The sequence below is a fragment of the Streptomyces sp. NPDC015346 genome, from assembly GCF_043078785.1.
Classification (GTDB): domain Bacteria; phylum Actinomycetota; class Actinomycetes; order Streptomycetales; family Streptomycetaceae; genus Streptomyces.
The window spans coordinates 134299-147146 of the sequence record NZ_JBIBTW010000012.1 but is presented as its reverse complement, the minus strand read 5'-3'; the positions used below and the strand labels follow the sequence as shown (position 1 = coordinate 147146).

General features: G+C 71.7%; 13 protein-coding genes and 1 tRNA gene. 7 read left to right on the top strand and 7 right to left on the bottom strand.

The features are described 5' to 3' along the window. Positions 1-6: 6 nt before the first annotated feature. Positions 7-861, bottom strand: a complete 855-nt coding sequence (locus ACF06X_RS32590; RefSeq protein ID WP_392290919.1) for an FhaA domain-containing protein — start codon at positions 859-861, stop codon at positions 7-9. A 456-nt stretch (positions 862-1317) separates the two neighbouring features. Between ACF06X_RS32590 and ACF06X_RS32585 the strand changes: the two genes are divergently transcribed. The 6 genes from ACF06X_RS32585 to ACF06X_RS32560 all read left to right on the top strand — a co-directional run bounded on the left by ACF06X_RS32585 (position 1318) and on the right by ACF06X_RS32560 (position 7044). Next, positions 1318-1404, top strand: a tRNA-Leu gene (locus ACF06X_RS32585). A 230-nt stretch (positions 1405-1634) separates the two neighbouring features. Next, positions 1635-3314 (top strand): sensor histidine kinase, encoded by a 1680-nt coding sequence (locus ACF06X_RS32580; protein WP_392290946.1) that lies wholly within the window; start codon positions 1635-1637, stop codon positions 3312-3314. A gap of 38 nt (positions 3315-3352) precedes the next feature. Then, on the top strand, positions 3353-4012 hold the full coding sequence (locus ACF06X_RS32575) for a response regulator (protein ID WP_392290918.1): 660 nt from the start codon (positions 3353-3355) through the stop codon (positions 4010-4012). A 175-nt stretch (positions 4013-4187) separates the two neighbouring features. Then, entirely contained in the window at positions 4188-5636 is a 1449-nt protein-coding gene (locus ACF06X_RS32570; protein WP_392290917.1) for a DUF2252 domain-containing protein, read from the top strand. A gap of 118 nt (positions 5637-5754) precedes the next feature. After that, positions 5755-6657, top strand: a complete 903-nt coding sequence (locus ACF06X_RS32565; protein WP_392290916.1) for a J domain-containing protein — start codon at positions 5755-5757, stop codon at positions 6655-6657. Positions 6658-6699: 42 nt separating this feature from the next. Beyond that, entirely contained in the window at positions 6700-7044 is a 345-nt protein-coding gene (locus ACF06X_RS32560; protein ID WP_392290915.1) for a rhodanese-like domain-containing protein, read from the top strand. 10 nt (positions 7045-7054) lie between these two features. On the opposite strand, the gene ACF06X_RS32555 is transcribed toward ACF06X_RS32560, so the two are convergent. From ACF06X_RS32555 to paaA, 6 genes are all read right to left on the bottom strand, one after another. Beyond that, the gene (locus ACF06X_RS32555; RefSeq protein ID WP_392290914.1) at positions 7055-8206 is read right to left on the bottom strand and encodes an acyl-CoA dehydrogenase family protein; all 1152 of its coding nucleotides are present in this window, start codon (positions 8204-8206) and stop codon (positions 7055-7057) included. 112 nt (positions 8207-8318) lie between these two features. Beyond that, complete coding sequence (locus tag ACF06X_RS32550; RefSeq protein WP_392290913.1) at positions 8319-9380, bottom strand: 2Fe-2S iron-sulfur cluster-binding protein; 1062 nt, start codon at positions 9378-9380, stop codon at positions 8319-8321. Continuing rightward, positions 9381-9878, bottom strand: a complete 498-nt coding sequence (gene paaD / locus ACF06X_RS32545; RefSeq protein WP_392290912.1) for a 1,2-phenylacetyl-CoA epoxidase subunit PaaD — start codon at positions 9876-9878, stop codon at positions 9381-9383. It abuts the gene before it with no gap. Continuing rightward, positions 9872-10597: a 1,2-phenylacetyl-CoA epoxidase subunit PaaC gene (gene paaC, locus ACF06X_RS32540; protein WP_392290911.1), complete on the bottom strand. Its 726-nt coding sequence runs from the start codon at positions 10595-10597 to the stop codon at positions 9872-9874. The genes paaD and paaC overlap by 7 nt, the downstream gene beginning before the upstream one ends. Further along, positions 10594-10881, bottom strand: coding sequence for a 1,2-phenylacetyl-CoA epoxidase subunit PaaB (paaB, locus tag ACF06X_RS32535; RefSeq protein ID WP_392290910.1), 288 nt, complete (start codon positions 10879-10881; stop codon positions 10594-10596). The genes paaC and paaB overlap by 4 nt, the downstream gene beginning before the upstream one ends. After that, on the bottom strand, positions 10878-11966 hold the full coding sequence (gene paaA, locus ACF06X_RS32530) for a 1,2-phenylacetyl-CoA epoxidase subunit PaaA (RefSeq protein ID WP_392290909.1): 1089 nt from the start codon (positions 11964-11966) through the stop codon (positions 10878-10880). The genes paaB and paaA overlap by 4 nt, the downstream gene beginning before the upstream one ends. 112 nt (positions 11967-12078) lie before the next feature. On the opposite strand from paaA, the gene ACF06X_RS32525 reads away from it, so the two are divergent. Then, on the top strand, positions 12079-12807 hold the full coding sequence (locus tag ACF06X_RS32525) for a DUF5819 family protein (RefSeq protein WP_392290908.1): 729 nt from the start codon (positions 12079-12081) through the stop codon (positions 12805-12807). Positions 12808-12848: the final 41 nt, after the last annotated feature.

Below are 12848 nucleotides of genomic sequence, written 5' to 3'. Positions count from 1 at the left end.
CCCGCTTCACCCTTCGGCTTGCCGGTAAACGATGGTGGTGCTGCCCACGACGATCCGCGAGCCGTCGCGGAGCGTAGCGCGGGTGGTGTGCTGCCCGTCCACCACGATGCCGTTGGTGGACCCGAGATCCTGGATCGTCGAGGGCGTTCCGGTCCGGATCTCGCAGTGCCGGCGGGAGACGCCGGGATCGTCGATCCTCACGTCCGCGTCGGTGCTGCGGCCAAGGACCAGAGTCGGGCGAGAGATCTGATGGCGGGTGCCGTTGATCTCGATCCACCGGCGCACCTGGGCGCCGGAGGCGGGCATGGGGCCGGGACCGCCGGCCGCGGGACGGCCGCCGACGGGCGGCTGGCCGGGCCGCTGCGGGCCGGCCGCGCCCGGCGGCGGGGCCGCGGGCATCGGCGGCACACCGGCCGGAGGGTAGCCGTATCCACCCGGTGCACGGCCCTGCTGGGGGCCGGCGACCGGAGCCTGCTGCTGTGACGAACTCGACGCGAGCGTGCGACTGCGCACCCGGTACAGGCCGGTGTCGAGGTCGTCGGCCTTCTCCAGGTGGACCTTGATGGGGCCCATGAAGGTGTAGCGCTGCTGCTTGGCGTAGTCCCGGACCAGACCGGACAGTTCGTCGCCGAGCTGTCCCGAGTACGGACTCAGACGCTCGTAGTCGGGGGTGCTCAGCTCCACGATGAAGTCGTTGGGGACGACGGTCCGCTCGCGGTTCCAGATCGTCGCGTTGTTGTCGCACTCGCGCTGGAGAGCGCCGGCGATCTCGACGGGCTGGACCTCGGACTTGAAGACCTTGGCGAAGGTGCCGTTGACCAGACCTTCCAGCCGCTGCTCGAAACGCTTCAGGACTCCCATGGGGCACCTCCTCCGTCGTTGTCGTCCTGGTACTGCTTACTGATCGTATCCACGCGTCGGGAAATCGGCTGGTTCCCCTTCTCTGCCCTGTGGACGAGTGTCACCTCTCACAGACCTTCCCCACGGATCGTAGAGGCGGCCTGTGGACAGTGTCCCGCACCGGGGGAGCAAGCAGGGGGAGCGGGGCGGGGCTGTGACCGTCCGGCTCGTCCGCGGGCTCCTCGCCCGGTGCCGTCCTTCCGTCCGCCGTCCTTCCGTCCGCCGTCCTCTCGTCCACCGTCCTCCCGTCCACCTTCCGCCCCCCTCCGCCGTCCTCTTCGCCCTCCCGTCCTTCTCCTTGTTCGCTGGGCGACGGGGCGAAACAACGGATGTGAATCCCCCGTCTGCGACGTGCTAATCTTCAGATGTCGCCAGGCGGTCGCACCGAAAGGTGAGAGCGCCCGGAGCACACCCAATGCGCGGGTGGCGGAATAGGCAGACGCGCTGGATTCAGGTTCCAGTGCCCGAAAGGGCGTGGGGGTTCAACTCCCCCCTCGCGCACCAGACGGAAGCCCCGTAGGTCATCGACCTACGGGGCTTCCGCGTTTTTCGCACGGCGTTGCGAACGTCACATTGGTACGGCGTGGGGGCGGCGTGCGACGTTCGTCGCGGGAGGGCGCGACGAAAGAGGGCCGCGGGCGGCCCGGCGCGCTGCCTATCGTGCGGGCGTGGACGCGTCTTCGAAGATCAGAGCCGGGATCGGCGCCGGGTGGCGGTGGTTCGCCGTGTCCGGGATGTGGTCCCGGCGCAGGGCCGCCGGCGAGACGGTGCTCGCCGCCGTCATGGCACTGCTGGCCGCCGGGACCGAGGAACTGCTGGGCGGCGAGGGATGGCAGCTCGCTGGGGTCGCCCTGGCCGCCGCCCTGTTGTCACTGCTGCGGCGACGGCTGCCCGCCACCGTGCTCGTCGTCACCGGAGCGCTCGCCCCGCTGGTGCCCGGCTTCCTGGTGCTGTTGATCCTCGTCGGCTGGTCGGCGGGACGTTACGTCGCCGGCGCGGGCCGTGCGCTGGCCGTGTTCACCGTCGCGTACGTGCTGAACCTCGCGACGACGCTGATCGAGGCCTGGGACCTGCACCGGGCGCTGAGCCTCACCCTCCTCTCGACGCTCTACTACCTGGCGACGACGCTGGCGCCCGGACTCGCCAACCGTTACTGGACCCAGCGACGGACCCTGCTGCACGCCCTGCAGGAGCGCAACGCCCAGTTGCTGCGGGAGCGGGCGATGGTGGCCGGACAGGCGCGACTTCGGGAGCGGCAGCGCATCGCCCAGGACATGCACGACAGCCTCGGACACCAACTGGCGCTGATCTCCGTCCACACCGGCGCCCTGGAGGTGGACCGGGAGCTGACCGACCGCCAGCGCGAGGCCGTCGGTGTGCTGCGGAACGCGTCGGTGACCGCGATGCACGAGCTGCGCGAGGTCGTCGGCATTCTGCGCGACGGGGTCGAGGCACCGGCCGAGCCGCCGCACACGGCCGTGCGCGCGGGCGACGAATCGGGACGGGCGGCACGGGGGACCGCCGGTATCGAGGGGCTCGTGGAGGCGGCCCGGGCGGCCGGGACCCAGGTCGAGCTGCGGCGGATCGGTGAGGGCCGGCCGCTGCCGCCGGCCGCCGACCACGCGGCGTACCGGATCGTCCAGGAGGCGCTCACCAACGCCTACAAGCACGCGCCGGGCGCGCTGATCGACGTGGAGCTGCGGTACGAACCGGACTCCTTCGTCGTCGAGATCGTCAACGAGGCCGCCGGCGCGGCGCCGCAGGACGTGGTCAGCGGAGGCCAGGGACTGACCGGGCTCCACGAGCGGGCCCGGCTGGTGGGCGGCATGGTGCACACCGGCCCGACCGACGACGGCGGCTTCCGGGTCGCCGGCGTGCTGCCGTACGGGGTCGTCGAAGCAGCGCCTTTGGTCGATGCGGCCGACGACTTCCGGCAGCAGTCGACGGCGCCCGTGGTGCGCCACGGTGGAGCGGTCGCAGTCGGACCGGCCGACTGGACGTTCACGGAGCGGGAGTTGGCGATGGCGTTGCGCGGAGGCGGCAGAAGCAGGAGCGGCGGGGTCGCGCTGGGATGCGGCATCGCGTTCGCCGCCCTGGTGCTGCTGATGGTGGCGGCCGGCTTCGGCATCTACTTCATGGTCGGCTCGCTGAAGGACGGGATGATCGACCCCGCCCAGTACGACGCGGTGAAGGTCGGCGCCGCCGAGCGGGAGGTCCGCGACAAGCTGCCCTCCGGCGACACGGTCACCACCGCCGGGCTGCACGGCAAGGGGCCCGCGGAGCCCGCCGGATCGAAGTGCCTGGTGCTGATGTCCTCGGAGATAGGCGAGTCCTTCGAGACGGAGCCGGTTTTCCGGTTCTGCTTCAAGGACGGCAAGCTGATCGAGAAGAAGTCGTACGAGGTCAAGCGGTAGCGCTGACCCCGCCGTACCGGAGCCGTGGGGGAGAAGCAGTGGCAGGGCAGCGCATCAGGGTCGTGATCGCCGACGACGAGCCGCTGATCAGGGCCGGCATCCGGATGATCCTCACCTCCGACCAGGAGATCGAGGTGGTGGCGGAGGCGGCGAACGGCCGGGAGGCCGTCGAGCAGGCGCGGACGCACGCCGCCGACGTCGTGCTGCTCGACATCCAGATGCCGCTCCTCGACGGGCTCTCCGCGCTGCCGGAGCTGCGCAGGGCCGCGCCGGCGGCCCGGGTGATCGTGCTGACCACCTTCGGGGAGCGGGAGAACGTCCTGAGGGCCCTGGAGCACGGGGGCGCCGGGTTCCTGCTGAAGGACACGGCGCCGGCCGAGCTGATCCGGGCGGTGCGGGCAGCGGCGGCGGGGGACGCCTATCTCTCGCCCGCGGCCACCCGGCACGTGGTGGAGCAGCTGGCCTCGGGCCGGGAGGTGGCACGTGCAGAGGAGGCCAGACGGCGGGTGGCGGCGCTCAGCGAACGGGAGCGAGCGGTTCTCGCCCTGCTCGGGGAGGGGCTGTCCAACGCGGAGGCGGGGCGGCGGCTGCACATGAGCGAGGCCACCGTGAAGACGTACGTGAGCCGGATCCTGGCGAAGCTGGACTGCGAGAACCGGGTGCAGGCGGCGCTGCTGGCGCGGGACGCGGGGCTGTAGAGCGTGGAGGGATAGCGCACCGTAGCTCTAGCCGTAGCCGTCGCGTCTGGACGGGTGGCGGAGTTATCCCCAGACCGTGGGTTGTCCACAGGGGCAGACGGGCCACCGAACCCGGCTGTACGGTCAGGCCCAGTTGATGTTGGACAGCGTCGTACAAGTCGGGGGAGGACGTCCCATGGGCGAGATCGCGGCAGCGGTACCAGGACAGCGGAGTACCGGAAACGTGCGCATTCCGCACGTGCCCGGGTTCGCGATGCGAACCCCCGCCGGGGCCACGGACTCCCCCAAGGAACGCGGCAAGGCCCTGCGCGCAAAGGTCCCCCGTTCCACGCACGACACCCTGACACTCGCCGCCGACCGGCCCGACGCCGTGCGGGCCGTCGAGGAGTCCAGCCGCGACCGGGTGCCGGAACTGGCACCTCTACGCGTCGGAAGAATGGCCGCGAGCCCCTTCGCGTTCCTGCGCGGCTCCGCCGGACTCATGGCCCACGACCTCGTCGGCTCCCCGGTCACCGGCATCGCCGCCCAGATATGCGGCGACGCCCACGCGGCCAACTTCGGCCTCTACGGCGACGCCCGCGGCCGGCTCGTCATCGACCTCAACGACTTCGACGAGACCGTCGTCGGGCCCTGGGAATGGGACCTCAAACGCCTGGCCACCTCCCTCGTCCTCGCCGGACGCGAAACCGGCGCGAGCGAGGACACCTGCCGGGCCGCCGCCTTCGACGCCGTGGGCGCCTACCGGCGCACCATGCGGCTGCTCGCCCGGCTCCCCGCCCTCGACGCCTGGAACGCCATCGCCGACGAGGAGCTGGTCTCCCACACCGACGCCCGCGACCTGCTCGGCACCCTCGAACGCGTCTCGGAGAAGGCCCGGAACAACACCAGCGCCCGGTTCGCCGCCAGGTCGACCGAGTCCGTCACCGACACCGAGGGCGGAGGCCGCCGGTTCGTGGACGCACCCCCGGTCCTGCGCCGGGTCCCGGACGGTGAAGCGGCGGCGGTCACCGCCTCCCTCGGCGCCTACCTGAAGACCGTGTCGGAGGACCGGCTGCCGCTGCTCGCGCGGTACGCCGTCCACGACGTCGCCTTCCGCGTCGTCGGCACCGGCAGCGTCGGCACGCGGTCCTACGTCGTCCTGCTGCTCGACCACCGGGGCGAGCCGCTGGTCCTCCAGGTGAAGGAGGCACGGCCTTCGGCCCTGCTCCCCCACCTGCCGGCCGTGGGCTTCCCCGTCCCCGCCCCGGACCACGAGGGGCGGCGTGTGGTCCTGGGCCAGAAACGGATGCAGGTCGTGAGCGACATCCTTCTGGGTTGGACGACGGTGGACGGTCGCCCCTTCCAGGTGCGTCAGTTCCGCAACCGCAAGGGCAGCGTCGATCCCGCCGCCCTCGCACCCGACCAGGTCGACGACTACGGGCGCATGACCGGCGCCCTGCTGGCCCGCGCACACGCCCACAGCGCGGACCCGCGGCTCATAGCCGGCTACTGCGGCAAGAACGAGGAACTGGACGAGGCGATAGCCGCCTTCGCCGTGGCGTACGCGGACCGCACCACGGCGGACCACGCCGACCTGGTGACGGCGGTGAAACACGGCCGGACAGCGGCCGAGCGGGGCGTGTGACGGCCGACGGCAGCTGACGCTGCCGCCTGCCCCCACGACCCGTCGGCGAAAACGGGGGGTGGGGTGGGGCGGGGGGAGGGAGGGGGGAGGGCCCCCCGGGGGATCGTAGGCTGGTGGGGTGACGAGCCGGAGCGAGGACGTGGACGTGGACCAGGGCGCGGATCAGGGTGCGAACCGGGACACGGACCGGGGCGCGGGCCGCAGTGACGCCGCGGAGGGTGCCGCCTTGGGTGGGGAGCCCGGGGCGGAGCGGCCCGAGGCGCGGCTGGAGAAGGCCGTGCGGGTGGCCGAGCAGGCGCTGATCGAGTTCGAGATCGCGTTGGAGACCTTCCGCGTGGAGGTGGACAACTTCTCCCGGCTGCACCACCAGAAGCTCGGCCCCATGTACGCGCGGCTCGACGAGCTGGACGCGCAGATCGCCGAGGCTCGGGCCGCCCGGAGCGGGGATCCGGAGGATCTGCGGCGGGCGGAGGAGGCGCGGGCGGTCGTCATGCCGATGCCCGGTGTCGAGGAGCTGTTCCACGACTGGATCGACTCCGAAGGCCTCTCGCCCGAGGCCGCCGCGATGCTGACCGGGCAGTCGGTGCAGCCGCCCAAGCGGGTCCGGCCGGGCGAGGAGGCCCGCAAGCTGTACCGCGAGCTGGCCCGTCAGGCGCACCCGGACCTGGCGCGGGACGAGGACGAGCGGCAGCGGCGTGAGGAGTTCATCACGCGGGTGAACGCGGCGTACGCGCGCGGTGACGCCGGGCTGCTGCGGGAGCTGTCGGCGGAGTGGGCGGCCGGTCCGGTGCCGGAGAAGGAGCCGCTCAGCGAGAGCGAGGAGCTGTACGCGCGGCTCGAGTGGCTCTCGCACCGCAAGGAGCTGCTGACCGTGGTGGCGCGGGAGCTGGAGGAGAGCGCGATCGGCGCGATGCTGCGGATGGCGCCGGACGACCCGGACAGGCTTCTGGAGGAGATCGCCGAGCAGCTCCTCGCACAGGTCTCCGAGCGGGAAGCGGAGCTGTCCGCGCTGGTGCAGTAGGTTTTTTTCGAAGAGCGGTTACGACGAGAGAAGGCCTGTCCCATGAATTTCGCCCCGCTGCCCTCGGTGGACGCGGCCTCCGTGCCTGCCGATGCCCTGGTGCTGGATGTCCGGGAGGACGACGAGTGGGCGGCCGGTCATGTCGAGGGCGCGCTGCATGTGCCGATGAGCGACTTCGTGGCGCGCTTCGGTGAGGTGACGGAGGCGGTGGCCGAGGGCCGTCGCGCCTTTGTGATGTGCCGGGTCGGTGGCCGTTCGGCGCAGGTCACGCAGTACCTGGTGCAGCAGGGGATCGACGCGGTGAACGTCGACGGCGGCATGCTGGCCTGGGACGGCGCCGGGCGTCCGATGGTGACGGACGACGGCAGCCCGGCCTTCGTCCTCTGAGCGGGTCCTTCTAGGCGAGCGGGTGGGCGGCCAGCAGGTCGCCCAGCGCCTCTTCGTGGGCCGCGGCAGGGCCGAGGGCGAGTTCCAGCTGCTTGGCCCAGGCGTGGTAGCGGTGCAGGGGGTAGTCGGTGTCGGCGCCGAAGCCGCCGTGGAGGTGCTGGGCGGTCTGCACCACGCGGCGTACGCCTTCCGATGCCCAGATCTTGGCGACGGCGATGTCCGCGGCGGGGGGTAGTGGTCCGCCGGCTCCGGTGCTGATGCGCCAAGCCGCCTGCCAGAGCGTGACTTCCATGGCGCGCAGGTCGATGTAGCGGTCGGCGGCCTGGACGGCGACGGCCTGGAAGGTGGCCACGGGGTGGCCGAACTGTTCGCGTTTGCCGGTGTACTGGCTGGTCATGGTGAGGACCTGCTCGCCGAGGCCGAGGGCGAGTGCGCAGGTTCCGGTGGTGAGGATGTCGCGGAGCCAGTCCCAGGCGCCGTCGGCGGTGATGACGTCGGCTTCGGTGAGGCGTACGGCGTCGAGGTGGAGTTCGGCGAGGAGTTCCCCACTGGTGGAGTACTGCTCGGCCAGGGTGAGGCCGGGGTGGGTGCGGGGGACCAGGGCGAGGACGGTGTGTCCTTCGGGGGTGTGGGCGGGGACGGCGATGCGGTCGGCGCCGTGGGCCCAGGGGACGGCGCTCTGGAGCCCGTCGAGGACCCAGTCGGTGCCGTCGGTGCCGTGAGTGCCGTCGCGGTGGGCGGTGACGGCGAGTTCGGCGGGGTCGTGTCCGCTGCGGCCGTTGGAGGCGGCGGTGAGGACGAGTTCGCCGCGGCCGACGCGGGGGAGCAGGGCGGCGGCGGTGCGCTCGTCGGCGTACCGCTGGACGGTCATGGCGACCGCGCTGGTTTCCAGGAGGGGTACGCGGGCGAGGACACGGGCGGATTCGCGCAGGACGAGGCAGAGCGCGATGGTGTCGAGGCCTGCGCCGCCGTGTTCGGGGGCGAGGACGAGGCCGAGGAGGTCGGCGGCGGCGAGGCGGGACCAGAGAGGTCGGTCGAAGTCGTCGGCGACGGCGCCGGGGGTGAGCGCGGGGCTCGGTACGCCGTCGGGTGGGACGTCGGAGAAGACCGCTCGGGCCGCCTCGACGGCCGCCTGCTGTTCCTCGGTGAAGGTGAAGTCCACAGCTGTGCCCTCCCGTTGGTGCCCGTGCCGCCCTGACGTTCCGCAACCTGACGGATCGTCAAGATAGAACAGGTTCTAGGGGAAGGGAATGGGCGCGCGGGGCGCGGGAGGGTCAGCGGTCGAAGTCGAGCTCCACTTCCGCCGTGGCGGGGTGGGACTGGCAGGCCAGGACGTAGCCTGCTTCGGTCTCCTCGGGTTCCAGGGCGAAGTTGCGGTCCATCCGGACCTCGCCGCCGACCAGGAAGGCGCGGCAGGTGCCGCACACGCCGCCCTTGCAGGCGTAGGGGGCGTCGGCGCGGGCCCGGAGCACGGTGTCGAGCAGGCTCTCCCCTTCCTGCACGGGCCAGTTGCCGGAGCGGCCGTGCAGGGTGGCTGTCAGGGTGGCGTGGACGGGTGTGCCGGTGGTGGGCGGCGGGGCGGGGGCCGATCCGTCGTCGACGTGGAAGATCTCCTGGTGGATCCGGCCGCGTTCGACGCCGAGTCCGCGCAGGGCGCGTTCGGCGCTCTGCACGAGGCCGAAGGGGCCGCACAGGTACCAGCCGTCGATGGCGCCGACGGGGAGGAGCGCGGGCAGCAGGCCGGTGAGCCGTTCTTCGTCGAGGCGTCCGGAGGGGAGGCCGGACTGCTGTTCCTCCCGGGAGAGCACGGTGACGAGCTGGAAGCGGTCGGGGTAGCGGTCTTTGAGGTCGGCCACGTCGTCGAGGAACATCGTGGAGGAGGCGGTGCGGTCGCTGCGGATGAGGCAGAACCGCGCTTCGGGTTCCTGGGCGAGGAGCGTCGCCGCCATCGAGAGGACCGGGGTGATGCCGCTGCCGCCGACGGCGGCGGCGAAGTGCCCGGGTCGGGGAGCGAGGACGAAGCGGCCGGTGGGCTCCATGACCTCGACGGTGTCGCCGACGGCCAGTTCCTTCAGGGCGTACGTGGAGAACTCGCCGCCGTCGACCAGGCGGATGCCGACGCGCAGGACGGGGTCCTGGCCGTCCGGGGAGGCGGGGGCGCAGATCGAGTACGTGCGGCGGATCTCCTCGCCGTTCGGCGTGGTGCGTCGCAGGGCGAGGTGCTGGCCGGGGAGGTGGCGGTAGGTCTCGCGCAGCTCGGGCGGGACCGCGAAGGTGACGGCCACCGAGTCGTCCGTGAGCTGCTCGACCTCGCTCACCTTGAGCGGGTGGAACATCTACAACTCCTTGAAGTGGTCGAACGGTTCGCGGCAGGTCGTGCAGCGGCGCAGTGCCTTGCAGGCCGTGGAGGAGAACCGGCTCAGCAGTTCGGTGTCGGTGGAGCCGCAGTGGGGGCAGCGGATCGCCAGGGTGAGCGGGACGGGTCCGCCGGCCGGGCCCTGCGGGCGGGGCGGGGCGATGCCGTACTCGGCGAGTTTGCGGCGTCCTTCGTCGCTGATGTCGTCGGTGGACCAGGCGGGGGCGAGGACGGTGACGACGGAGACTTCGGGGACGCCGTGGTCGTGCAGGGCGCGTTCGATGTCCGAGGCCATGGCCTCGATCGCGGGGCAGCCGGTGTAGGTCGGGGTCAGTTCGACCTCGACGCGGCCGGGGCCGAGTACCTGGACGCCGCGCAGGACGCCCAGTTCCGCCAGGGTGAGGACGGGCAGCTCGGGGTCGGGGACGGCGCCGGCGATCCGGCTCAGTTCCTCTTCCAGGGCTGTCATGGTCACCATGTCGCCCCCGGGTGGCTGCGGTGCAGGTGCTGCATCTCGGCGAGCATGCGGCCGAACGGCTCGGTGTGGATCCCCTGTCGGCCGGCGCCGGCGGTCCAGGCGCCGGTGCGGGGCCCGTCCGGCACGGTGAGGGTGGCCTGTTCGAGGACTGCGGTGACCGATGCCTGCCAGCTGTTCTCCATGGCGGTGACGTCCACGTCGAGCCCGTCGACGGGCTGGAACAGTTCGCCGGTGTAGCGCCAGAGGGCGTCGCAGGCCCGCTGCATGCGGGTGTGGCTCTCGGGGGTGCCGTCGCCGAGGCGCAGGGTCCAGTGCTCGGCGTGGTCCTGGTGGTAGGCGACTTCCTTGACGGCCTTGGCCGCGAGGCCGCTGAACGGGCCTTCGCCGGAAGCCAGCTGTCCGTAGAGCAGCTTCTGGTAGGTGGAGAAGTAGAGCTGGCGGGCGATGGTGTGGGCGAAGTCGCCGTTCGGCTGCTCGACGAGCTGGGTGTTGCGGAAGGCGCGTTCTTCTCGGAGGTAGGCGAGTTCGTCCTCGTCGCCGACGAGGGAGAGCAGGACGCGTGCCTGGCCGAGGAGGTCGAGCGCGATGTTGGCGAGGGCGACGTCCTCCTCCAGGACGGGGGCGTTGCCCGCCCACTCCCCCAGGCGGTGGGAGAGCACGAGGGCGTCGTCTCCGAGGGCGAGGGCGGCGGCCTCGATCGCGGTGGTCTGCGCGGTCACAGGTGCTTCACCCCCTCCGGGATCTCGTAGAACGTGGGGTGGCGGTAGGGCTTGTCCGCCGACGGTTCGAAGAAGGGGTCCTTCTCGTCGGGGGAGGAGGCGGTGATCGCGGCGGAGGGGACGACCCAGAGGGAGACGCCTTCGCCTCGGCGGGTGTACAGGTCCCGGGCGTTGCGCAGGGCCATTTCGGCGTCCGGGGCGTGCAGGCTGCCCGCGTGGGTGTGGGACAGTCCGCGGCGGGAGCGGACGAACACCTCCCACAGGGGCCATCCGTCGGTGGTCATGCCCGTGCCTCCCCGTTCTCCTGCTGCTGTGTGTGCTGCTCTGTGTGCTGCTGTGCGTGGTGCTCTGGGTGCTTCGGTGCGTGCTTGTCGGCGTACGCGGCGGCGGCTTCCCTGACCCAGGCGCCGTCCTCGTGTGCCTGGCGGCGCTTGCTGAGCCGCTGTTCGTTGCAGGGGCCGTTGCCCTTGAGGACGTCCCAGAACTCGGTCCAGTCGATGGGTCCGAAGTCGTAGTGTCCGCGCTCCTCGTTCCACCGCAGGTCCGGGTCGGGGAGGGTGAGTCCGAGGGCTTCGGCCTGGGGGACGGCGATGTCGACGAAGCGCTGGCGCAGTTCGTCGTTGGAGTGGCGCTTGATCTTCCAGGCCATGGACTGGGCGGAGTGGGCCGACTCGTCGTCCGGCGGGCCGAACATCATCAGGGAGGGCCACCACCAGCGGTTCACCGCGTCCTGGGCCATCGCGTGCTGTGCCTCGGTGCCCTTGGAGAGAGCGAGGAGGGCTTCGTACCCCTGCCGCTGGTGGAAGGACTCCTCCTTGCAGACCCGGATCACGGCGCGGGCGTACGGGCCGTACGAGCAGCGGCAGAGGGGGACCTGGTTGGTGATGGCGGCGCCGTCCACGAGCCAGCCGATGGCGCCGACGTCGGCCCAGGTCAGGGTGGGGTAGTTGAAGATCGAGGAGTACTTCTGGCGGCCGGAGTGGAGCTTGTCGAGGAGTTCGTCGCGGCTGGTGCCGAGGGTTTCCGCCGCGCTGTAGAGATACAGGCCGTGGCCGGCCTCGTCCTGGACCTTGGCCATGAGGATCGCCTTGCGCCGCAGTGTGGGGGCGCGGGTGATCCAGTTCGCCTCCGGCTGCATGCCGATGATCTCGGAGTGGGCGTGCTGCGCGATCTGGCGGACGAGGGACGCCCGATAGGCGTCCGGCATCCAGTCGCGCGGTTCGATGCGCTCGTCGGCGGCGACGGCGGCATCGAACACCGCCTCGTGGGCGGCCTGGCCGGCCGCCGCGGCGGTGTCCTGCTCGGCTCGCACGCCCGGTGCGTCCGCGGTCACTGCTGTCACGTCTGTCGCTGCCGTCCCTGCGGTCATCAGACCCCCTACCGACCGATCGTTCGGTTGAATGACTTCAATGGTCGGTCGACGGCCCGTATGGTGTCAACCCTGTGGATAACCGGGGTGGGCCGAACGGGATCGGGGCAGGATGGACGCGTACGACGACGCGGGCGGAATCGCGGAGCATCCGGCCCCCGAACCGGAAGCCCCCTCCGGTGCCGGGATCGCCTCGCTCTCGCTCCCGTACCAGGTCGTGGCGGCCGTCGCGCTCGCCGTCGTCGCCGTCCTCGCCTGCACGCACCTCGCGATGGTCTTCCTGCACGTCGCGCCCTCCAACACGCTGACCAAGCGGCACGGCGAGGCCGTCGACGACTGGGTCTATCCGGAGTTCGAGCAGAACTGGAAGCTCTTCGCCCCCAATCCGCTCCAGCAGAACGTCGCCGTCCAGGTCCGCGCCGAGGTCGCGTCCGCCGACGGCCCCCGGCGCACCACGGACTGGATCGATCTCTCCGCCCAGGACGCCGCGGCGATTCGCGGCAGCCTGGTGCCCAGCCACACCGAGCAGAACGAGCTCCGCCGGGCGTGGGACTTCTATCTGAACTCCCACACTGACGACCATCGGCCCAACGGCCTGCGCGGGCGGCTCTCCGAGAGCTACGTACGCCGGATCGTCATGCTGCGTCTGGACGGACAGCGTCTTGGCGGCACGGTGGAGCGGATCCAGCTCCGCCAGGCCGTCCGGGCCGTCCCCGGCCCGCCGTGGAGCACCGAGCGGACGGACACGGCCGCCGTCCACCGGGAGCTGCCCTGGTGGCGGATCGGCCCCGACGACCTGCCCGGCGCGGCGCGGGACAACCGTACGGAGGAGGCCCGGTGAACGCACCGTCGGCGAGCCCGGACCCCGGTCGGCACGTCCAG